This is a genomic window from Neorhizobium alkalisoli (genome assembly GCF_002968635.1).
Taxonomy (GTDB): Bacteria; Pseudomonadota; Alphaproteobacteria; order Rhizobiales; family Rhizobiaceae; genus Neorhizobium; species Neorhizobium alkalisoli.
In genome coordinates this window covers 24,068-43,712 of record NZ_PVBN01000005.1, presented here as the reverse complement: position 1 = coordinate 43,712, position 19,645 = coordinate 24,068, and the positions used below count along the sequence as shown (strand labels likewise).

The window sequence follows — 19,645 nt, the reverse complement described above, 5'->3', positions numbered from 1 at the left end:
GGCAAACGCTGGACACGGTGCTGAAGGAGCGAGGCGCGCTATGGCGACCCTGAACATCGGAATTGCCGATCACGAAGACATGGCGGCCTGCACCACGCGGATCGCGGGCGACGGGGGCTGGAAATGAGCCAATCGCCCCCACTGACCAAGCGCACCATTCGCCGGCATCAGCTCCGCGAGATCGTCCCCCTTGCCGACACGACCATCTATGACATGGAGCAGCGCGGCGAGTTTCCGCAGCGCTTCTATCTGACCGCCCGAACCGTTGTCTGGGATCTCGGTGAAGTGGAGGCTTGGCTTGAGCAGCGCCGCCAAGCCTCCAGAGCAAAAGCTGTCAAGCGGGCGCCGTCGCCTGACGTCAACCTGAGGAAAGCCCGGCCCGTCAAAGGCTAGGCTCGGGAACCAGAAGGTCCATGGACGCTGGATAGAGCGTCGGAACGTATTTCTGGCCTGCGACCCAGGCGTCGATGAGATTGGCCCATTCCTGCATCATGTGGCGGCGCTGGTGCTCATATTCCGCCTTGTTGTAGATGCCGCGCGACGACCGGCCGTCCTCATGCGCGAGGCACTTTTCGATCCAGTCGCTGTTGAAACCCAGCTCATTGAGCAGCGTCGAGCCCGTCCGGCGGAGATCGTGGACGGTGAACGGGTCCAGCGGCAGTCCCGCCTTCTTGGCCTGCTCGACGACTGCATAGGTCACGCGGTTGAACGTCGCCCGCGACATCGGCGCGTCCGCGTCATAGCGCGACGGCAACAGGTATCTGGAGTTGCCGGCGCAGGTCTTGAGCGCAACGAGGATGTCGATCGCCTGCTCCGGCAGATAGACATTGTGGGCCTTGGAGCGCTTCATCCGCTCCTTCGGGATCGACCACACCGCATTCTCGAAATCCACTTCATCCCAAGTCGCGTCCTGCAGCTCGCTCTTGCGAACCATGGTGATGAGGAACAGCTTCAGTCCGAGCCGGATGGTCGGCAGGGTCGCCACATGCTCAAGTTGGCTGAGCATGACGCGGATTTCAGCGGGCGATAGTGAGCGGTCCTTGGGAACGAAGGTGGCGATCGAGGCCGGCCCGACTTCCTCGGCGGGATTCGGCACCTTCTCCCCGTGCAGGATCGCGAAGGCGTAAACCAGCTTCACGATGTCCCGGACATGGACCGCCGTTGCGGGCGCGCCTCGGGCTTTCACCTTTGCGCACATCGCCCGCAAATCCTCGGAGCTGATTTCCGTCAGCAGCCGATTCCGAAATGTCGGAAGGATGTCCCGCTCGTAGATAGAGCGGCGCATAGCACGGGTGCTTTCCGCCATCCGGTGCTCTTGCAGCCAGCGCTCGCCAAACTCGCCGAAGCTCTTGGCCTCCTTGATCCGGCGCTTCTCCCGCTGCTTTTCCTGCGCAGGCGACCGCCCTTCGAGAATGGCGCGCTGCGCGTCGATCAGCTTCTCCCGCGCACGCGCCAGAGACAGGTCGGCCGAGCCGTATCGACCAAGCGTCAATGTCTCCCGGCGACCGTTCATGCGGTAGTCGTAACGGAACACGATCGCCCCGGAGGGCTGGACCGCGACGTACATACCGTCACGGTCGGCGACCTTGTATAATTTATCTTTTGGTTTCAGTGCCTTGATGGCGGCGTCAGTCAGCATTGGACCCTCCGAAATCGTTCAAAAAAAGCTAGAGAGCCACCAATTATACCGTCAGGCCAAAACAGGCCTCCCTGAACGGCGAATTTCCTTTTAATTTCAAAGGAGTAATTCCGAAAAAAATACCGTCACAAGCTCTCTAAGCCGTGACGGTATATGCAATCTGACGATGAAACAAGAGCCGCCATACCGTCAGCTATACCGTCAATCCCGAGGCTTGCCCCGCGATAGATGGCGATAGATGTCGGAAAATTTATTTAGCTATTTCAGTGTGTTATGGAGGGCTATAGCGTAAAATCGACGGCGTTCGGATGGGTCTGAATTATTCCCACTCGATCGTGCCGGGCGGCTTCGACGTTACGTCGTAGACGACCCGGTTGATGCCACGCACCTCGTTGATGATGCGGGTCGCCGTGCGGCCGAGGAAGTTCATGTCGTAAGGGTAGAAATCCGCTGTCATGCCGTCGACCGAAGTCACGGCGCGCAGTGCGCAGACGAAGTCGTAGGTACGGTAGTCGCCCATCACGCCAACCGTCTGCACCGGCAGAAGCACGGCGAAAGCCTGCCAGATCGTGTCGTAGAGACCGGCCTTGCGGATTTCGTCGAGATAGATCGCGTCCGCCTTGCGCAGGATGTCGAGCTTTTCGCGCGTAACGCCGCCGGGGCAGCGGATTGCGAGCCCGGGACCCGGGAAGGGATGACGACCGACGAAACGGTCCGGCAGGCCGAGTTCGCGGCCAAGTGCGCGGACTTCGTCCTTGAAGAGTTCGCGGAGCGGCTCCACGAGCTTCATGTTCATGCGCTCAGGCAGGCCGCCGACATTGTGATGGCTCTTGATCGTCACGGAAGGGCCGCCGGAGAATGAGACGCTTTCGATCACGTCCGGATAGAGCGTGCCCTGGGCGAGGAAGGCAGGCGCGCCCTTGCCGTCCTCGGCGATCTTCTTGGCTTCCGCCTCGAAAACTTCGATGAACAGGCGGCCGATCGTCTTGCGCTTCACTTCAGGGTCGGAGACGCCGGCAAGTTCGGTCAGGAACAGGTCGGAGGCGTCCACATGCACAAGCGGAATGTTGTAGTGGTCGCGGAACATCTTGACCACTTCCTCGGCCTCGTTGAGGCGCATTAGACCATGGTCGACGAAGACGCAGGTGAGCTGCTCGCCGATCGCCTCGTGGATCAGCACCGCCGCGACGGAGGAATCGACACCGCCTGAAAGGCCGCAGAGCACGCGGCCGGAACCGACCTGTTCGCGGATCTTGCGGATCATCTCGGCGCGATAGGCGGCCATCGTCCAGTCCGACTTCAGCCCCACGATCTTGTGCACGAAGTTGGAAAGGAGCTTGGCACCGTCAGGCGTATGCACCACTTCCGGATGGAACATGGTGGTGTAGTAGTGACGGCTCTCGTTCGCCGCGATCGCAAACGGCGCGTTTTCCGACGTTGCGATGACCTCAAAGCCTTCGGGAAGCTTGGTTACGCGGTCGCCGTGGCTCATCCAGACCGGATAACTGCTGCCGACGTCCCAGATGCCGTCGAAGAGCGGGCTCTTTGCCTTGATCTCCACATCGGCGCGTCCAAATTCTGCTGCGTGACCGCCTTCCACTTCCCCGCCGAGCTGCAGGCAGAGCGTCTGCTGGCCATAGCAGATGCCGAGGATCGGGATACCCGAGTCGAAAACGGCCTGCGGGGCACGCGGGCTGCCTTCCGATGTTACGGAGGCTGGCCCCCCGGAGAAGATGACGCCCTTGGGCTGGAGTCTCTCAAACGCGGCGGCCGCGTTCTGGAACGGGTGGATTTCGCAATAGACGCCGGATTCGCGGATGCGACGCGCGATCAGCTGCGTCACCTGGCTGCCGAAATCGATGATGAGGATGCTGTCGGGATGAGCTATCTGGGTCATGGCGAGCCTTTAAAGAAAAGTTGTTTTTAACGCAACTGCTCAGAAGGCCAATTCGCCATCCTCAAGCGCGTTAAAAAGACCGTCCACCGAATCCGCCAGCTTTACGTCGATCACGTGCAGGTATTCCCTCCAGTCGTCGACATGCTTGAGCTCTTCCTTTCCGTCCGAAATACCGCGCAGCCCGATGAGCGGAATTGCGAAAAACTGGCAGCAGCGCATCACGGCGAAGGTTTCCATATCCACCATGTCGGCTTCGATGAGATCGTAGGCGCCGCCGGAGACGATATTGCCGCCTGTCGAGAGTGAGGCGCTCGGAATGCCGGGGATACGCAAGGGGAGGGGCATCATCGCCGGATGGTCGAGGAAAGGCGTCCGGCCCTTCTCGAAGCCGAGCGGCGAGGCGTCCATGTCGCGGTAGGAGACCGAGGAGACCTGATAGACTTCGGTCTGTTCGAGGCTGCGGGAACCGGCCGAGCCGAGCGAGACGATGAGATCAGGCAATTCGCCCGAGGTCTTCAGCGTCGTCAGCACATGGCTCAACACGACGGCAGCCTCGACCGGACCGACACCGGTCATCAGCGGCTTGATGCGCGATTGAAGGGTCGGACCATATTCGGCGTCGACAGCCATGACGAAGAGAATGGATTTGCCGCCGGCAAGAGCCGGCTCGCCCAAGGGAAGCGGTTGGTTCATCCGGTTACGTCCTCCCGGCCGCGGATCACCATCATGGTCCCGGTCATGGATGCAATGAGTTTGGCGGGGCCGTCTCCGATGGCATAGGCACGGCCGTCTGCGACGATGATGGTTGAACCCGGCTTGGTGATTTCGCCGCGGAAGAGAAAGCGTTCGCCGCGGCCGGGCGACATCAGGTTTACCTTGAATTCGATCGTCAGAATGGACGCTTCCGGCTCGATGACCGTATAGGCGGCATAACCGCAAGCGGAATCAAGCGCGGCCGAGATGACGCCGGCATGCAGAAAACCATGCTGCTGGGTGAGTTTCGGGTCGAAGGGCAGCTCGATTTCCACCATGGCTTGTTCGACGCGTGCCAGTTCGGCGCCAAGCAGGCCCATCGCGCCCTGGCGCGCGAAGCTTTGCCTGATGCGTTGGCGAAAGTCGCCCGTATCTCTCCCGTTCATGTCCTATTCCTTTCGCAGGTGCGAAATTGGCATGGGGAGGGATGTTCGGCAAGCGAATGCTATGGATTGGGTTAAAAGGCGAGCCGAACGATGTGCTGATCCCAGGCGACGCGGCTGCGGGTCTCGTTGAACCGCCCGTCGTAGGAGGAAACGGCGATGCCACGCGCGGCGGGGGCGACACCGGCAGTGTCGCGGACAAACTCTTCCTTCAGGACAGCCCCGGTGTTCGCATCGAGGGTGACGGCTGCGCCGCCGACGGGCGACGTGATGCCGACGATGCCCTCGTGGCGGTTGACGGCGATCGCACCGACATAGTTGCCGAGCCGGATCGTTGTCTCCTCCGGCAGCGAGACGAAGGAGATGTCCTCTCCCTGCGAGAGCCAGCCGGCGAGCGGCGGCAGCGCGTTGCGCGCGCCTTCCCACTGGCAGGCGAACCATATGCGGCCATCCGCGCCGATATCGAGATGTCGCGTCGAAAGCTGACGAAGCGCGGGGGGCAGACCGTGCCGCTGCACGAGCGCGCCCGTCCTGGCGTCGAGCAGGACGAGCGACGGCTCCATGTGGTCGAGGTTGAGCTTGGTGCGGCCGAAATCCGGATGGGTCTCAATGCCGCCGTTGGCGATCACCAGGAGCGTGCCGTCATCCGAGACGGTCATGTCATGCGTGCCGATACCATGCGCTTCAAATTCGCCGATGCGGCGGAATTTATCCCGCGCGTCGTAGATGCCGATCATGCCGCGATTGCCGTCGAAATCATTCTCGCTGGCGTAAAGCAGAGCACCATTCGGGGAGAAATGCCCGTGGCCATAGAAATGCCGGCCTTCAGGCGAGGTGATGACGACCGGCTCTGCCTGGCCATCGGGGTCAAAGACCATGGCGAAAGTACCGGGCCGGCGGGCGAACGCGACGGCGCGGTTGGTGACGGCACTATAGGCCATGCCGTGGGCTCTGGCGGGTAAAGCGACGCGGTCGATGATTTCGCCGCGCTCGGAAATCGTGGCGATGCCGAAGGAACCGTCGGGCGCGCGAAAACCCGCGGCATAGACCGCGTCCGCCCGTTCCAGCGCCATCAGCGCGCGTGGCGAAAGCGCGGCGGTGAAGGCAATACCTGCCGCCTTCAGGAAGCCGCGCCGGTCAATGGCCTCGCCGCGCCACATGGCCGTCAGTCTCCATCCGAGAAGGAAAAGCCGGAACTGAGACCGATCGCGCCGCCGTAGCCCTCATTCAGGCTGGTGATCACTTCGCGGCCCTGGCCGAGCAGCGTGTCGAGCTTTTCGCGCTCCTTTGGGTCCTCAACCGCCGTCTCGAGGTCAGGCGTGACCTGCTCCGAAAGCTCGATCATAGATTTGAGGAGCGCTTGCGTGGAAGCGATGATCGGTCGATCGGATTGCTTCAGGAGGTTCTCCATGCCGGATACCTGCAGCAATGCCGCAAGACCCTCGAGATTGCCTTTGACGGAAGGCCAGGTGTTCTCGGAGCGCCAGAACAGCGCCTGCTTCGGGAATTTCGCCTTCTCCGGTCCCTTGTAGAAGGTCTCGATGCGCTGATCGCGCACGGTTTCGGCGCCATGGACGAGGATGCCGAGCAGCGCAGTGACCGCTTCTCCACCAGTGCGGAAGACCGGGTTGGCGGCCCCTGGCTGTTCCCACGCTTTTTGGATGCCATCAGGCGCATCCCAGATGCCGGAAATCTCCTTGGCAACATTGGTTATGTTGCCGGCAACCGCCGTGGCGTATCGGCAGCGAAAGCCGTTCTTCTCGGTAGAAAGGATCTCCGACCCCGTGCCAAAGAGCAGATATTCCAGGGCGCCGAAGCCCTGCGTCGCCACGCTCTTCGTCGCGAGCGTGGCGGGATCGGTCGCCGTTTCGTCCGATTTCGACAGAATTCCCTGAACCTGCTTGAGGCCGGTGCTCTTGCGGTCGGGATAGAACAGGATGCGTTCAAAGCGGTTCTGCTCGATGACAGGCCCGACGCGGACGATCTCGATATGGGCCCAGCTCACCGCAGCTGTACGGAAGGCGTTCCTGGCAGAATCGTAGTTTGCCGCCGAAGGCGCTTCGCAAAGCGTCTTCATAACGACCGTCATCTTCTCTGCCGATCGATGAAAGGCGCCATAGCCCGGCCGGATAAAACCGTCGACTGCAGCCGTCATGACTTTGGTGACCTCCGTTTCCGGCAGGTCGACGGATGGCGTGGGCTCGCCCTCCTGTGCAGCAGCCATGGCGGGTAGCAGCGAGATCAGGCCGGCGGCAAGGATCATGCGCATCAGAGAGACTCCAGGAATTTGATCAGCGCGGTGCGGTCGTCTTTGGAAAGCGAAGCAAAGGCGTCGCGAGCACGCTGGGCCTCGCCGCCGTGCCAGAGGATGGCTTCTGTGAGATTGCGAGCCCGCCCGTCATGCAGAAAGAAGGTATGGGCGTTGACGGTTTCGGTGAGGCCTATGCCCCAAAGCGGCTGAGTGCGCCACTCGTGTCCATCGGCAACGCCAACCTGCTGTCCGTCAGCCAGTCCCTCGCCCATGTCGTGCAGGAGGAAATCCGAATAGGGCCAGATGAGCTGAAAAGCATGGGCCTTGTTGCCGGCATCGCGGCGGGTGACGAATTTCGGCGTGTGGCAGGCAGTGCAGCCGGACTGGTAGAAGATCTCCTTGCCCTTCAGCACCGTCGGGTCGGCGATATCGCGTCTTGCCGGTACAGCGAGGTTCTCGGAATAGAAGGTCACGAGTTCCAGAACGGGGTCCGGCGCTTCGACAGGTCCGAGCCTTTCCTGTACGCCGGTCGGCATCGCAAGGCATTCAACCTCCGCCTTGGTGCAGTCTCCGTGATCGAAAGGATTGTCCGGTGTCGAAATGCCCAGATCGCCGGCAAAGGCTCCGGAACTCTGGTCACGGACGGAGGTGTTTTGGGCCTTGAAGCCGAAGCGGCCAAGCTTCAGGCCGCCCGTTTTGTGGTCGCGCGCGAGCGCGGGCTTACCCGATATCCCGTTGCCATCCTTGTCGTCGGGATCGGCTTTGGCGAGGATGTCCGCCTCGTGGATCGCCTGGATGAGCCCCATGCCGATCATCGGAGGCGCCACGCGCGGCGACAATGTCACGTCGCCTTCCAGCGGGCCATGGCTGAGATCGACGGCGGAATACGTCGGCTTGCGCAGCTGTACGACCTGCCCATCACCAAGCGTCACCGGGATTTCCTCATAGGAAACCTGCATCCGGCCTTCCGATTTCAGGCCGGGCACCGCCAGGTCCTGCAACTGCTCGCCATAGGTCGCGTCAGGGAAATTGAGTTTTCGGTAGTCTGAGATTGCCTCACGCTCGTCGTCAGTGCGGGCGGCGCGGGCAAGCCGGAGGAACATCGAGGTTGAATCCGCGGAGCCTTCGGGCGGATGTCCACGCCCATCCTTCAGATGGCAGCTTTGGCATGCCCGGGCGTTGAAGAGTGGTCCGAGCCCGTCGGACGCCTGGGTCGATGAAGGCGAGGAAACCCACAGCTTACGGAACAACGCATTGCCGAGCTTGAATTTCTCTTCCTCGTCGAAGTCGAGATTTGCGGAAAAATGCGAAAAGGCATCTCCGTTGACGAGCGCCTTGGTGGTCGCAGCGCCACCCTGCATGGTCTCGAATTGCTCAGGCTTGGAAAAATCGGTTGCAGGCCGCGTGACGGTTTCCACGCGCTTCTGATCTTTCGGATTGATATCCGTACGTGTCGTTGGAAAAAACGTCTCGCCGCCGACGGCTATCAGCGGTGCGAGAAGAAGAGCGCCCGAAACAAGCGGTAGCAGGAACAGCGAGGATATTGGCGCTCTCATCGGTCATCGGGCCGCAAGCTCATCAAGCCGCGGCCCGCCTTTATTGGAAATTATTTGAAAACGGCGTCAGGATTATCAAGGCTGTCGGAACCTTCAAGCTCGATCTTGCCGAGATCCAGCGACGCAATGACGCGCTCGGTCGTTTTGGTTTGATCGATCAGGCCATCGATCGCCTTCTGGACGACCGCATTGCCCTTGGCATTGTTCTCGCCGATCATCTGGTCATAGGCCTCGACCTTCTGTGCCCGGTCTGCCATGGCGTTCATGGCGGCGAGCGTCGCATCGAGCTTGCTCTTCATCTCCGTATCGAGCGCCTTGTCCTTGGCGGCGACCAGTTCCGAAAGCGAGGGGCCTTTCAGCTTCTTGCCGTCAACGCGGGTGTATTCGCCCGTATAGGCCGACTTGATGCCGATCGCGTCGTTGAGATGCGAGGCATAGGTGTTGTCGGAGAAGCAGTCGTGTTCTTCCTCCGGATCGTGGAGGAGAAGGCCGAGCTTCATGCGTTCGCCGGCAAGTTCGCCGTAGGACAACGAGCCTATACCGGTGAGGATTGCCGTCAGCCCCGCCTTCGGGTCGCCGGTGACGTTCTTGGTGGCATCGCCATCGGGAGCCCAGGCCTTCACCATGTCCTCGAGATCGGTAACGAGCAGGGTCGATGCGGCTTTCAGATAGGCGGCGCGGCGGTCGCAGTTTCCGCCGGTGCACTTGACCTTATCGTAATCGGTAAAGGGGCGCTTGCCCGCTCCCGCGCCCGTACCGTTCAGATCCTGTCCCCAGAGGAGGAACTCGATGGCGTGATAGCCGGTTGCGACATTCGCCTCGATCTCGCCGGCTTCGTGCAGGCTCTGAAGGGTCTCGGGTGTGATGTTGGTGACATCGATCTCTTCGCCGTTGACCTTGATTTTCGGATTGGCAATGACATTGGCGGTGTAAAGCTCGTTCCCGTCGCTTTCCTTGCCGTAAGAGGTGTCGACATAGTCGATCAGGCCCTCATCGAGCGGCCAGGCATTTACCTTGCCTTCCCATTCGTCGACGATCGGGTTGCCGAAGCGATAGACTTCCGTCTGCTGATAAGGAACGCGCGCAGCGATCCAGGCGGCCTTGGCGGCCTTCAGCGTTTCGTCGCTCGGCTTTGCGATCAGCGCATCGATTGCGGCGTCGAGCTTCTTGGCCGTCGTCAGCGAGTCCTCGTATTTGGCATGCGCAAGCTCGGCATAATGCTTGAGGACGGCGGCGGCATCGGCGGCCTTTGCCGGCGTGACGGTGTAGGCCGCGGAGGCGGCAAAAAGCGCCAGCGCGGCGCTCAGAACGGTCTTGCGGATCATAATCCCTCTCCTTTGGCGGCCGAGGTTCCCTTGCCGCCTATCGCGTTCTTCGCGCAAATGGAAACTGGTGTCAAATGATCTAGTTTAGAACGTTTTGAAAGAAGGAAAGGCGGTTTTTGACCCTGCCGTTCGCGGTCAAAGCTTGCGCTGCATCCGACAGAAAAAGAAACCGTCGGTATCGGTGCTTGCCGGGGTAAGCGTGACGGAGAGATGATCTTTCGATCGCGGCTTTGGCGCATCTTTTCCGAATGCCTGGCCCCATTGCGGCTCGGTCGGCACGACCGAAAACTGCGGGTTTTCTGCGCAGAACCGCGCCGTCTGCCGGTCGTTCTCTTCCGGCAGGATAGAGCAGGTGACATAGAGCAGCGCACCGCCCGGCTTCACAAAGGCTGCCGCTTCCGCCAGCGCCTCCTGCTGTTGGGCGATGCGCTCATCGAGGTTCTTCGGCGTCAGGCGCCATTTCGTATCCGGACGTCGGCGCCATGTCCCCGTGCCGGTGCAGGGCGCATCGACGAGAACGGCATTGAGCTTGCCCCTCAAGGGCTCGAGCTGACGGGCGTCGTCATGGACCTGAACGTTGCGGGTGCCGGCGCGGCGCAGCCGCTCGATGATCGGTGCAAGCCGCTTGCGATCGGTGTCGTAGGCGTGAATCTGACCCTTGTTGTGCATGGCGGCCGCCATGGCGAGGGTCTTGCCGCCGCCACCGGCGCAATAGTCGAGAACCTGATCGTGTTCGCTGGGCTGCACGAGTTCGGCGACGATCTGCGAACCTTCGTCCTGAACTTCGAACCATCCTTTTTGGAACGAAAGCTCGGCCGTGACGTTCGGCAGACGGGATGCTCCTTCGCCGGCGGCAATCCGGATGCCGTTGCGGGCGATGCGCGCGGGTTTGGCGCCGGAGCGTTCCAGCGCCTTGACGACCTTCTCTCGTGATGCCTTCAGCGTGTTGGCGCGGAGATCGAGGGTCGGCCGGCCACTGAGTGCCTTGGCCTCGACAAGCCAGTCCTCGCCGAAATTGGCTTCGAAGGATGGCTGTATCCAGTCCGGGATGTCGCCCTGAACATTGAGCGGCGCATCTTCGAGATTGCGGGAGGCAAGTGCCGAGAGGTTCGCTTCGGTAAGAGCAGGCGGCGCAAAGCGGTCATCGGCGAACTCGACATGCAGAGCCTCGGGCGAGAGGCTCCATTGCCGGATGAGGACCGCATAGGCGAGAGCAGTCGGGCTCTCGTCGTCCATGAGCCAGGCATGCGAGAGCCGCATCCTCAAGGCGTCATAGACGATGTTTCCGACGGCGGCGCGATCGCCCGAGCCGGCAAAACGATGTGCAAGGCCCCAGTCCTTGAGGGCGTCGGCGACAGGGCGCTTCCGCGTCTCTATATCGGACAGAACCTCGATGGCTCCGGCCACTCGTCCGCCCAGTCGCATGTCGCTCTCCGTGTCGGTTGCACCCGTATGGGAGGGCTCCTAGCTGCGATTGCTCCGAAGAGCAAGAGGCGGTGCCGTCCAGCCTCAGCCGTCGATTGCTTTCAGGCCCTTGCCGGCGATCTTCTGGTTTCCGGCGTCGACGATCTGATAGCAGACCTGTGCGGTGCCGGAGCTTACCATGCCGATGTTCTTGGCGGCGGCCCTAGAGACGTCGATCACCCGGCCACGGATAAACGGTCCGCGGTCGTTGATGCGTACGACGACGCTCTTGCCGTTGCGTTTGTTCGTTACCTTCACCTTTGTGCCGAAAGGCAGTGAGCGGTGCGCGGCGGTAAGCAGTGAGGCATTCATCCGTTCACCGGATGCAGTCTTGGAAGTCAGAGCATACCAGGATGCGTGACCGCACCCGGGCGCAGCATTGGCCTGCGCGGAGCCGAGAAGTGCAAAAGCAGCAGTTGCGGCCACGGCGAAAGTCGAGCGTCGAATTGTTGTCAAGTCGGTCGTCCCCGTTCGATTGGTCCCTGCACGTTGCGTGCAGGAATGGCTAAGCGGGGCGAAAAGTGGCGGAAAAGTGGGACCTTTGATCACGGAATATTACTGATTGTAATATTCGTGATTATAATTACGCCGATTCTTTTAAGAAGCCAGCTAACTTTCTTCGGAAGAAAACCTTTAAAAACAGACAGAAAGCGGAAAGCTATTCCTGAACGATTCCCAAAGTCCGGCCGTTCACGAAAAGTGCAGAAAAAAATTTGTTGCGATGCAAGATTCTTTGCCTCATTTGGGCAAATATTGTGGCGAGTTGCCGTAGGTCTTAAGAAATAATAACCGGCAGAATGGCAAAAGATGGAATTTTCACCCGTTTCAAAATGGGAAAATTATCCTCTCCAGCGGCCCGACGACCACATTTCTGCAAGTGACATGCGATAGTCTGGAAAGCGGAATTGGAACCCCAATGCGCGGATCTTGGCATTGGAAACACGCTTGTTGGCTCCATAAAAGGACCGGGCCATAGGGGTCATGTCGGCTGTCTCGAAATCCTGTTCCGGCGGTGGCTCCACCTCCATCAGCCGGGCTGCCTCGACGATGACGTCCTGCGGCGGCCCGGGCTCGTCGTCCGCGATATTAAATATGCCTCCCACCTTGCTCTTTGCGAGAAACAGGGCGGCCCCGCCGATGTCTTCGACGCGGATTCGGTTGAAGACCTGGTCCTTCTTTATGATCCGCCGCGCGGTGCCACGTGCGAGATTGACGAAGGCGTTGCGGCCTGGTCCGTAAATGCCGGCAAGCCGCAGGCTTGCCACCAGTATGCCCGCGTTTTTTCCTTCGTCGGCCCAGGCCTCCTCCGTGTCGACCCGCTCGATAGAGCGGTCGAGAATAGGGCTGCCAGGCGTCTCCTCGGTCACCCAACCCCCACCATGGTCGCCATAGACGCCGACGGTAGAGAGGTAGCCGATCCATTCGAGCTTCGGGCAAAGCTCGCGCAGTTTGCCAGAGACGAGTTTCAGCAACGGATCGCCTTCGTGGCTGGACTGCTGGCTCTTCGCTTTCGTTGGCGGAATAGACTGGATGAGGTGGGTCACCTCCTTCAATTCGGCCAGCAGTTCGTCGCTGAACGGGCTGCCGTCGAAAATGAAAGCCTTGATATCTTTCGACACCAGTTCCAGTGCCTTTTCCGCGGTCCGGACCGTACCGGAAACCCAGGCTCCGTCGGCCCTGAACGCCTCGGCGATCGCCTGGCCCGAATAGCCACATCCGAAGATCATCACGCGCATTAGGCAACTCCCGCCAGTTTCCATTCGTTCAGGACCTCCGGGTCGTTCTCGAGGTTCCGCGTCTGCGCAAACCGCAGGAATTCACCTTCCCGCATCAGGCGCTTCAATGCCCATATAGCCATACCGCGAACGACAGGCGAGGGGTCGTGCGAGAGCTGGATGCAGCGCGCAACGAGATTTGCGTCACCGGAATTGCCGGCGGCGATCAGCACGTTGCGAATGAAGCGGTCCCGGCCGATCCGCTTTACCGGAGAACCGCTGAAGAAGATGCGGAAGGTCGGATCGTCCAACGTCAAGAGAAATGCGATCGACGGTTCCTTCAGGTCTTCCCGCGCCTTCAGCTTCATTTCCGAAGCGCTTGCCGCGAACTTGTTCCACGGACATGCGGCCAGGCAGTCGTCGCAGCCATAGATGCGGTTGCCGATCAGCGGGCGGAATTCCGGATCGATCGGCCCTTTGTGCTCGATGGTCAGGTAGGAGATGCAGCGGCGCGCATCGAGCCGGTAGGGCGCCGGAAAAGCGGCGGTGGGACAGGCGTCGAGGCAGGCACGGCAGGAGCCGCAATGATCGTCCTCCCGTTCATCCGGAAGAAGGTCGGCGGTTGTGAACAAGCTGCCGAGGAAGAGCCAGGAGCCGTGAGTGCGGCTCACGAGGTTGGTATGCTTGCCCTGCCATCCAAGTCCGGCCGCCTCCGCCAGCGGCTTTTCCATCACAGGAGCCGTATCGACGAAAACCTTGACATCCTCGCCGGCGCGGGCGGCGAAGCGCGTCGCGATTTCCTTCAGCCGGCCCTTGATGATGTCGTGATAGTCCCGGTTCCGGGCATAGACGGAAATCGCCGCCTTATCGGGTTTCTCCAGAATGCCGCGTGGATCTTCATCCGGTCCGTAGTTGAGGCCGAACATGACGATCGACCGCACCTCCGACCAGAGCACCTTCGGGTCGGCGCGGCGTTCGCGGGTCTCGGCCATCCACTCCATGGTGGCGTGGTGCCCGTCAGCCAGAAAGGTGCCGAGCCGTTCGGGAGCTCTGGGAATAGTGTCCGAGCCGGTGATGCGACAGAGGTCGAAGCCCTGCGCGGCGGCCTCTTCGCGGATGAAGGCGGTCAGCTTCTCCCGCCGCCTAAGCGCCTTGTCCTCCTCTCGCGCTCTCGCTTCAGAAATCAAGGTCCGCATAGTGAGATACCGGAGTGATGCCGCGGATGCGTTCGGCAAGCAGCGGCCGGAAAGAGGGACGGGATTTCAGCCGCTGATACCATTCCTTGGCGACCGGCGTCTCGGCCCAATCGATCTCGCCGAGATAGTCGAGGACGGAAATCGAGGCGGCGGCGGCAAGATCCGCGTAGGTCAAACGATCTCCGGCGAGCCAGGGCCGCGAGCCGGCGAGCCAGGAGAGATATTTCATATGCTGCCGGATGTTGGCGCGCGATGTGCGCAGCACTTTCGAATCCGGCGCGCCGCCCCCTTGCGCCGCCGTCATCTGCAGCTTGTAGATCAGTTCGCGGGTCAGCGGCCGCGTCACATCCTGTTCCATCTTCTGGAGGAACCACTCCATGAGGCGGCGGATTTCGGCGCGCTGCCAGGGATCCTCGGCGAGCAGCCGGCGGTCGCGTTTCAAGACGCCGTGTGTCTCGTCCAGAAATTCCATGAGCACGGAAGGGCCACAAAGTACTCGCATGCTGTCATCCACGTAGACGGGGAGCGTGCCCGCGGGATTGAGCGTGAGGAATTCGCGGCGCTTTTCCCACGGCTGCTCTTCGACCAGTTCCGCCTGAAACCCGTATTCGGCAAGAATCAGCCGAACGAAGCGGGAAGCCGAAGACATGGAGTGATGGTAGAGAGTGGGCATCGATAATTGAACTTCACGAACATCGTCTAGGAAGGGTAAGGCTGCTTTTTGCGCCCGCCTGACATATGACAGCTATATGGATTTGGTAGGGCCAACACAAGCAACGGCTCATAGAGTGCTTAAAACTGCCCTTATCTACTCAATAAAGGATTAAGAATGGCGGATCAGTCCATTTTCAGCGCCCTCGTTCTTGGCTTGATCGAGGGGCTCACGGAATTTCTTCCCGTTTCGTCCACCGCCCACGTTCTGCTAGCCGGCCATTTTCTAGGGTTTCAATCTCCAGGCAACACATTCGCGGTATTGATCCAGCTCGGTGCGATTTTGGCGATCCTGCTTGTCTATTTCCGCAAGCTTCTGCAGATCGCCACCGACCTGCCCACTAGCGCAAAGGCCCGGCGCTTTGTCGCCACCGTGCTCATCGCCTTCCTGCCTGCGGCGGTCATCGGCGCTCTGGCGCATGATTTCATCAAGACGGTACTCTTCGAAACACCGATGCTAATCTGCGTCGTCCTGATTCTCGGGGGGCTCGTACTGCTGGCTGTCGACAAGATGAAATTCCAGCCGGTCTATCACGACGTGATGGACTACCCTCCGTCGCTCGCCTTCAAGATCGGGCTTTTCCAATGCCTCGCGATGGTTCCGGGCACATCCCGTTCGGGTGCTACCATCGTGGGGGCGCTGCTTCTCGGCGCCGACAAGCGTTCGGCAGCGGAGTTTTCCTTCTTCCTTGCCATGCCGACCATGCTCGGTGCGTTCACGCTGGATCTCTACAAGAACCGCGAAGCGTTGAGTTTCGATGACGGTGCGGTAATCGCCGTTGGATTTGTCGCGGCTTTCGTCACTGCCATCGTCGTCGTGCGCTCCCTGCTCGATTTCGTATCGAGCCGAGGCTATGCACCTTTCGCCTGGTGGCGGATCGCCGTTGGTGCCGCCGGTCTCATCGCCCTTCTTTTGGGGGCGTGAACAAAAAAGGCGGCCCGGAAGGCCGCCTTGTTTTCGGATCAGGTCACCTTAGTGCTGGACAGACGCCGTGCTGCACGGGTCGACGCCGTAGGCTGGCGCGCATCCGCTCTTGGTGGCAGCGCCTGTCTTCGGGGCCATGAACGAGCCCGCCAGGATGATCAATGCCGCGCATGCAAAAAAGAGGGCGATGGGCTTGCCCATGGAGGAATGCCTTTCCAAGGATGATTTGATCGTCACGGGTGAATGTCTGTTGGGAGGCGAGCTTTATTGCTCGCATTCAAACAATTCAATAAAGGATTTTGCTGAACCCGGCGTTAACGCCACTGCATTGATCACTGCGGCCTTTGTGCCACATCTCATGCCCGAAAGTTAAGCCGAAACAAAGGACTGCTCGCTTTTTGGGCGAGCAGGGCCTCTTTCCGCAAGGGCAAGCAAACGTTCAGCAAGATAAAGAAAAGTCAGGCAGCCCGGCCGGACCCGGTATATTGGCCCTGGGGACGATACTGCACGAGGTAGGATGGCAGGATGGACGTCGCGAGCGTCGGACGGATGCCCATCCCCTGGATCGTGCGGTCTTCCTTGGCTGCTGCTTCGGAGACGACATTGTCGACCTTGAGCAGTTGTACCTGATCGCTGGTGATCGGCGGCTTCACGAAGGGGATGAGCGATGCGATGCTGCCGATCAGCGATGCTATCCCGAAGGGCAGCGAGACGAGCTTATTCGACCGATTGGTAACACGCAGCATCGTTTCGAGACATTCGCGGAACGTCATGACTTCCGGACCGCCGAGTTCGTAGATCTTGCCGGCGCGGATCGTACCGTCGACCGAGCGGGCGACGGCTTCGGCGACATCCTCGACATAGACGGGCTGGAACTTCGTCTTGCCGCCGCCAACGAGCGGCAGAGCCGGAAACACCTTCGCCATCGCTGCGAACTTGTTGAAGAAGCTGTCTTCAGGGCCGAACATGATCGAAGGGCGAAGGATGACGGCATCGGGCAGCAGAGAGAAGATCGTCGCTTCGGCGCGGCCTTTGCTGCGCGCGTAGGACGACTTGGAATCCGGATCGGCGCCGATTGCGGAGATATGCGTAAGTTTGGCGCCGGCCGCATGGGCGGCTTCCGCGATCGAGCGGGCGCCGAAATCCTGAACCGCATCGAATGTGTTGCGGCCCGACTCGAACATGATGCCGACGCAGTTCACCACATGAGAAGCGCCTTCGACAGCCCGGAAGATCGACTGGCGGTAACGCAGGTTAGCCTGTACGAGCGCGATCTGGCCGACATAACCGGCCGGCAGCAGAAAGCCTGCAAGATCGGGGCGGCGCACCGCGACCCGCACCCGGTAGCCCCGTCTGACGAGCGTTCTTACCACATGCCGCCCGACGAACCCGGATCCTCCGAAAACGGTGACGAGGGGCGGAAGGTTACTGACGGTCATGACATGCTCCGGGAGCCGATTGGAAAGGTTGAATGGTCTTTAGCCGAATCGCGACAGAGGTGGAAGTGCCTACACTGCCGCATCCCTGCAGGTTTCCGAGCTTCAGGCGCCTTCGACGACGACCAGTTCTCCATCTGCCGCTTCCTGGCGGATTTTTGCAGCGATCTGATATTCCGGCGAATTATAGCAGTCGATCGCTGCCTGTGCCGAGGGGAACTCGAGGACGACATTGCGCGCACGCGCCTTGCCTTCCAGTTCCGTGAACGCGCCGCCGCGAGCGAGCGCCTTCGCGCCATACTTCTCAAAGGGGACTTTCGTCGCGGCAACATAATCCTTGTAGCGTTCCGGATCGCGAATATCGATGCGGGCGATCCAGTATCCCTTGGCCATGAGAATTCCTCCGATACGATGCTAAAAGCTGGCTTCGATCAAATTGGGCGGCCAGTCAATATGATCAAGGCCACAATATGCCGCCATGGCGGATAGCCGCGGCGCAAAGGTCTTTAGGAAAGGACGGTTTGCATCTCGGCTAAAATTGCCTCCGCCGCCCCCTTCGGATCGGGTGCCTTGACGATCGGGCGGGCGACGACGAGATGGCTCGATCCGGCGCGCAGTGCATCTGCGGGCGTCATCACCCGCTTCTGATCGCCGGCGTCCGAGCCGACCGGACGGATGCCCGGTGTGACGATCGCCATATCCGGGCCGACGATCTTGCGCACCGCAGCCGATTCCTCGGCCGAGCAGACAATACCGCCCATGCCGGCTGAAAGCGCCTGTTCAGCGCGGCGCAGCACCAAGGTATGCGGATCGTATTCGTAGCCGGCGTCCACGAGGTCGGTCTCATCCATCGACGTCAGCACGGTCACGGCAAGGAGGCAGAGACCGGAGCCGTTGGCTGCCTCGACGGCGGCACGCATCGCCTTCGGATAGGCATGCAGGGTCAGCATGGTCATACCCATCTTGGCGATATTCTCGACGCCCTTCGCCACCGTGTTGTCGATATCGAGCAGCTTCATGTCGAGGAAGACATTTTTACCGTCTTTGGCAAGATCGCGGGCGAATTCGAGCCCGCCCGCAAAGGCGAGCTGATAGCCGATCTTGTAGAAGGAAACCGCGCTGCCGAGCGTTGCGACCATCTTTTCTGCTTCGCCGACGGTCGGAATGTCGAGGCCTACGATCAGACGATTACGCGCGTTCATCGGCTCCAGCTCCCTGCCATGTCTCGATGGCCGTCCAGTCGCATGAGACGGTTCGATCCGCAAGGGCGAAGTGGAAGAGATTTCCGCCGCCGCCGGGCTGATCCCGGTCCCGCGAAATCGGCATGCCGAGAAGATGGCATTTCAGAAGGGTGCCGACGCCGCCATGGCCCACGAAGGCGATCGGCACCTCGGGGTCGTGGCTGTCGAGAATCTGAACAACGGCGGAGACGATCCGGGCTTGCGCGTCGACGGCCCGCTCCCAGCCCTTGAAGCTCTCCTGCGGATGGGCAAAGAACCAATCCGCCGCTTTTTCGAACTCGGGTGGCGGCAGGAAACCGGTGGCCGACCGGTCGTTCTCGTGCATCCGAGGGGCGACCTCGACTTCAATGCCGGCGGCAGACGCAAGTATTCTTGCGGTCTCCACGGCTTTCACCTCATCGCTCGAAACGATCCGGCCGATCTTTTTCGCCCAGTCCGACCGGCTGGCCTGTTCGGCACGCGCCTGCCCAACGTCCGAAAGCCCCCAATCCGGCACCGGCACGTCGGGATCGATCCGAACCTGGGGATGGGTAATGTAGAGGCCGAACATCAGGGCCGCGTATAGGTCCACAGCTGCGCCGGCGGAATATTGCGCATGACGAAATCGTAGTGCTTGATCTTGTAGCGGTCCGGATTGGCGATGATCGGCGAAATGGGGCCGTAGGTGATCTGCATCATCGGCCGGCCCGCCGGCATGCGGTCGAGCAGGTTTTCCAGAAGGGCGATGCGACGCTCCATCGGGAAGCTCAGCAGCGGAATGGCGGAGATCACGCTGTCAAAGGTCTTGTCTTTTAAATTGCCCAAAGTCCGGTCGAGATCGAAGGCGTCGCCGTTGATGAAATTCACGCCGGGAAAGGTCTTCAGGAGATGCTGATAGAAGTCCGTCGAATATTCGACGGAGACGAGCTCCTCCGGCCGGACGCCGTGCCTAAGGATAGCCTTGGTGATGATCCCCGTGCCGGGGCCGAGTTCCAGGACAGGCAGACCCGACCCGGTATTGATGACGCTTGCCATTCGTTTCGCGGTGACGGAGGAAGTCGGAAGAATGGCGCCGACCTGTTTCGGCCCGTCGATCCAGCCTTTGAAGAACCGGATTTCCTCATCGAACTTGCGGCCCAGCCGCTCTTTCAGACGCAATTCCATCGCCTGTCCT

21 protein-coding genes are annotated in these 19,645 nt (G+C 60.7%); 3 read left to right on the top strand and 18 right to left on the bottom strand.

From position 1 onward, the window contains the following. Nucleotides 1-123: 123 nt before the first annotated feature. Complete coding sequence (locus C5L13_RS12530) at nt 124-393, top strand: helix-turn-helix transcriptional regulator (protein ID WP_105383632.1); 270 nt, start codon at nt 124-126, stop codon at nt 391-393. Here the strand turns inward: C5L13_RS12530 and C5L13_RS12525 are convergent. The 13 genes from C5L13_RS12525 to C5L13_RS12465 all read right to left on the bottom strand — a co-directional run bounded on the left by C5L13_RS12525 (nt 383) and on the right by C5L13_RS12465 (nt 14,852). Beyond that, a complete protein-coding gene (locus tag C5L13_RS12525) occupies nt 383-1,639 on the bottom strand; it encodes a tyrosine-type recombinase/integrase (RefSeq protein ID WP_105383631.1) in 1,257 nt (418 codons plus the stop codon). The genes C5L13_RS12530 and C5L13_RS12525 overlap by 11 nt on opposite strands. Before the next feature lie 319 nt (nt 1,640-1,958). Next, complete coding sequence (gene guaA / locus C5L13_RS12520) at nt 1,959-3,536, bottom strand: glutamine-hydrolyzing GMP synthase (RefSeq protein ID WP_105383630.1); 1,578 nt, start codon at nt 3,534-3,536, stop codon at nt 1,959-1,961. Nucleotides 3,537-3,575: 39 nt separating this feature from the next. Next, the gene (locus C5L13_RS12515) at nt 3,576-4,229 is read right to left on the bottom strand and encodes a 5'-methylthioadenosine/S-adenosylhomocysteine nucleosidase (RefSeq protein WP_105383629.1); all 654 of its coding nucleotides are present in this window, start codon (nt 4,227-4,229) and stop codon (nt 3,576-3,578) included. After that, nucleotides 4,226-4,675 carry a PaaI family thioesterase gene (locus C5L13_RS12510; RefSeq protein WP_105383628.1) on the bottom strand — a complete coding sequence of 150 codons (450 nt, stop codon included), beginning with the start codon at nt 4,673-4,675 and terminating at the stop codon, nt 4,226-4,228. Before C5L13_RS12510 ends, C5L13_RS12515 begins: the two co-directional genes overlap by 4 nt. Nucleotides 4,676-4,746: 71 nt before the next feature. Continuing rightward, complete coding sequence (locus C5L13_RS12505; RefSeq protein ID WP_105383627.1) at nt 4,747-5,832, bottom strand: DUF1513 domain-containing protein; 1,086 nt, start codon at nt 5,830-5,832, stop codon at nt 4,747-4,749. A 5-nt stretch (nt 5,833-5,837) separates the two neighbouring features. Continuing rightward, nucleotides 5,838-6,941 carry an imelysin family protein gene (locus C5L13_RS12500; RefSeq protein ID WP_105383626.1) on the bottom strand — a complete coding sequence of 368 codons (1,104 nt, stop codon included), beginning with the start codon at nt 6,939-6,941 and terminating at the stop codon, nt 5,838-5,840. Continuing rightward, complete coding sequence (locus C5L13_RS12495) at nt 6,941-8,479, bottom strand: di-heme oxidoreductase family protein (protein ID WP_105383625.1); 1,539 nt, start codon at nt 8,477-8,479, stop codon at nt 6,941-6,943. Before C5L13_RS12495 ends, C5L13_RS12500 begins: the two co-directional genes overlap by 1 nt. Before the next feature lie 50 nt (nt 8,480-8,529). Then, on the bottom strand, nt 8,530-9,804 hold the full coding sequence (locus tag C5L13_RS12490; protein ID WP_105383624.1) for an imelysin family protein: 1,275 nt from the start codon (nt 9,802-9,804) through the stop codon (nt 8,530-8,532). Nucleotides 9,805-9,939: 135 nt separating this feature from the next. Then, a complete protein-coding gene (locus tag C5L13_RS12485) occupies nt 9,940-11,229 on the bottom strand; it encodes an RsmB/NOP family class I SAM-dependent RNA methyltransferase (RefSeq protein WP_105383623.1) in 1,290 nt (429 codons plus the stop codon). A gap of 84 nt (nt 11,230-11,313) precedes the next feature. Next, entirely contained in the window at nt 11,314-11,724 is a 411-nt protein-coding gene (locus C5L13_RS12480; RefSeq protein ID WP_105383622.1) for a septal ring lytic transglycosylase RlpA family protein, read from the bottom strand. A 383-nt stretch (nt 11,725-12,107) separates the two neighbouring features. Beyond that, complete coding sequence (locus C5L13_RS12475; protein WP_105383621.1) at nt 12,108-13,004, bottom strand: SDR family oxidoreductase; 897 nt, start codon at nt 13,002-13,004, stop codon at nt 12,108-12,110. Continuing rightward, entirely contained in the window at nt 13,004-14,179 is a 1,176-nt protein-coding gene (gene queG / locus C5L13_RS12470; protein WP_105383620.1) for a tRNA epoxyqueuosine(34) reductase QueG, read from the bottom strand. The genes C5L13_RS12475 and queG overlap by 1 nt, the downstream gene beginning before the upstream one ends. After that, a complete protein-coding gene (locus C5L13_RS12465) occupies nt 14,160-14,852 on the bottom strand; it encodes a glutathione S-transferase family protein (protein WP_105383941.1) in 693 nt (230 codons plus the stop codon). The genes queG and C5L13_RS12465 overlap by 20 nt, the downstream gene beginning before the upstream one ends. Nucleotides 14,853-15,008: 156 nt before the next feature. Between C5L13_RS12465 and C5L13_RS12460 the strand changes: the two genes are divergently transcribed. Together C5L13_RS12460 and C5L13_RS28990 are read left to right on the top strand one after the other, a co-directional pair. Then, on the top strand, nt 15,009-15,815 hold the full coding sequence (locus C5L13_RS12460) for an undecaprenyl-diphosphate phosphatase (protein WP_105383619.1): 807 nt from the start codon (nt 15,009-15,011) through the stop codon (nt 15,813-15,815). A 154-nt stretch (nt 15,816-15,969) separates the two neighbouring features. After that, nucleotides 15,970-16,188, top strand: a complete 219-nt coding sequence (locus C5L13_RS28990; protein ID WP_170117259.1) for a hypothetical protein — start codon at nt 15,970-15,972, stop codon at nt 16,186-16,188. Nucleotides 16,189-16,273: 85 nt separating this feature from the next. On the opposite strand, the gene C5L13_RS12455 is transcribed toward C5L13_RS28990, so the two are convergent. The 5 genes from C5L13_RS12455 to pmtA all read right to left on the bottom strand — a co-directional run bounded on the left by C5L13_RS12455 (nt 16,274) and on the right by pmtA (nt 19,635). Next, the gene (locus C5L13_RS12455; RefSeq protein ID WP_105383618.1) at nt 16,274-17,254 is read right to left on the bottom strand and encodes a complex I NDUFA9 subunit family protein; all 981 of its coding nucleotides are present in this window, start codon (nt 17,252-17,254) and stop codon (nt 16,274-16,276) included. Nucleotides 17,255-17,356: 102 nt separating this feature from the next. Then, nucleotides 17,357-17,644 carry a DUF1330 domain-containing protein gene (locus C5L13_RS12450; RefSeq protein ID WP_105383617.1) on the bottom strand — a complete coding sequence of 96 codons (288 nt, stop codon included), beginning with the start codon at nt 17,642-17,644 and terminating at the stop codon, nt 17,357-17,359. A 113-nt stretch (nt 17,645-17,757) separates the two neighbouring features. Continuing rightward, nucleotides 17,758-18,453: an orotidine-5'-phosphate decarboxylase gene (gene pyrF / locus C5L13_RS12445; RefSeq protein ID WP_105383616.1), complete on the bottom strand. Its 696-nt coding sequence runs from the start codon at nt 18,451-18,453 to the stop codon at nt 17,758-17,760. Continuing rightward, nucleotides 18,440-19,042, bottom strand: coding sequence for a histidine phosphatase family protein (locus tag C5L13_RS12440; protein ID WP_105383615.1), 603 nt, complete (start codon nt 19,040-19,042; stop codon nt 18,440-18,442). Before C5L13_RS12440 ends, pyrF begins: the two co-directional genes overlap by 14 nt. Further along, complete coding sequence (pmtA, locus tag C5L13_RS12435) at nt 19,042-19,635, bottom strand: phospholipid N-methyltransferase PmtA (RefSeq protein ID WP_105383614.1); 594 nt, start codon at nt 19,633-19,635, stop codon at nt 19,042-19,044. The genes C5L13_RS12440 and pmtA overlap by 1 nt, the downstream gene beginning before the upstream one ends. Nucleotides 19,636-19,645: the final 10 nt, after the last annotated feature.

Bases quoted from the DNA above. Each gene is read 5' to 3' on its own strand.
- queG (WP_105383620.1), bottom strand. From the start codon at position 14,179: ATGCGGACCTTGATTTCTGAAGCGAGAGCGCGAGAGGAGGACAAGGCG.
- C5L13_RS12500 (WP_105383626.1), bottom strand. From the start codon at position 6,941: ATGCGCATGATCCTTGCCGCCGGCCTGATCTCGCTGCTACCCGCCATG.
- C5L13_RS12485 (WP_105383623.1), bottom strand. From the start codon at position 11,229: ATGCGACTGGGCGGACGAGTGGCCGGAGCCATCGAGGTTCTGTCCGAT.
- C5L13_RS12505 (WP_105383627.1), bottom strand. From the start codon at position 5,832: ATGTGGCGCGGCGAGGCCATTGACCGGCGCGGCTTCCTGAAGGCGGCA.
- C5L13_RS12450 (WP_105383617.1), bottom strand. From the start codon at position 17,644: ATGGCCAAGGGATACTGGATCGCCCGCATCGATATTCGCGATCCGGAA.
- guaA (WP_105383630.1), bottom strand. From the start codon at position 3,536: ATGACCCAGATAGCTCATCCCGACAGCATCCTCATCATCGATTTCGGC.
- C5L13_RS12510 (WP_105383628.1), bottom strand. From the start codon at position 4,675: ATGAACGGGAGAGATACGGGCGACTTTCGCCAACGCATCAGGCAAAGC.
- C5L13_RS12465 (WP_105383941.1), bottom strand. From the start codon at position 14,852: ATGCCCACTCTCTACCATCACTCCATGTCTTCGGCTTCCCGCTTCGTT.
- C5L13_RS12495 (WP_105383625.1), bottom strand. From the start codon at position 8,479: ATGAGAGCGCCAATATCCTCGCTGTTCCTGCTACCGCTTGTTTCGGGC.
- C5L13_RS12530 (WP_105383632.1), top strand. From the start codon at position 124: ATGAGCCAATCGCCCCCACTGACCAAGCGCACCATTCGCCGGCATCAG.
- C5L13_RS12490 (WP_105383624.1), bottom strand. From the start codon at position 9,804: ATGATCCGCAAGACCGTTCTGAGCGCCGCGCTGGCGCTTTTTGCCGCC.
- C5L13_RS12455 (WP_105383618.1), bottom strand. From the start codon at position 17,254: ATGACCGTCAGTAACCTTCCGCCCCTCGTCACCGTTTTCGGAGGATCC.
- pyrF (WP_105383616.1), bottom strand. From the start codon at position 18,453: ATGAACGCGCGTAATCGTCTGATCGTAGGCCTCGACATTCCGACCGTC.
- C5L13_RS12515 (WP_105383629.1), bottom strand. From the start codon at position 4,229: ATGAACCAACCGCTTCCCTTGGGCGAGCCGGCTCTTGCCGGCGGCAAA.
- pmtA (WP_105383614.1), bottom strand. From the start codon at position 19,635: ATGGAATTGCGTCTGAAAGAGCGGCTGGGCCGCAAGTTCGATGAGGAA.
- C5L13_RS12525 (WP_105383631.1), bottom strand. From the start codon at position 1,639: ATGCTGACTGACGCCGCCATCAAGGCACTGAAACCAAAAGATAAATTA.
- C5L13_RS12460 (WP_105383619.1), top strand. From the start codon at position 15,009: ATGGCGGATCAGTCCATTTTCAGCGCCCTCGTTCTTGGCTTGATCGAG.
- C5L13_RS12475 (WP_105383621.1), bottom strand. From the start codon at position 13,004: ATGCGCGTGATGATCTTCGGATGTGGCTATTCGGGCCAGGCGATCGCC.
- C5L13_RS12440 (WP_105383615.1), bottom strand. From the start codon at position 19,042: ATGTTCGGCCTCTACATTACCCATCCCCAGGTTCGGATCGATCCCGAC.
- C5L13_RS28990 (WP_170117259.1), top strand. From the start codon at position 15,970: ATGATCAATGCCGCGCATGCAAAAAAGAGGGCGATGGGCTTGCCCATG.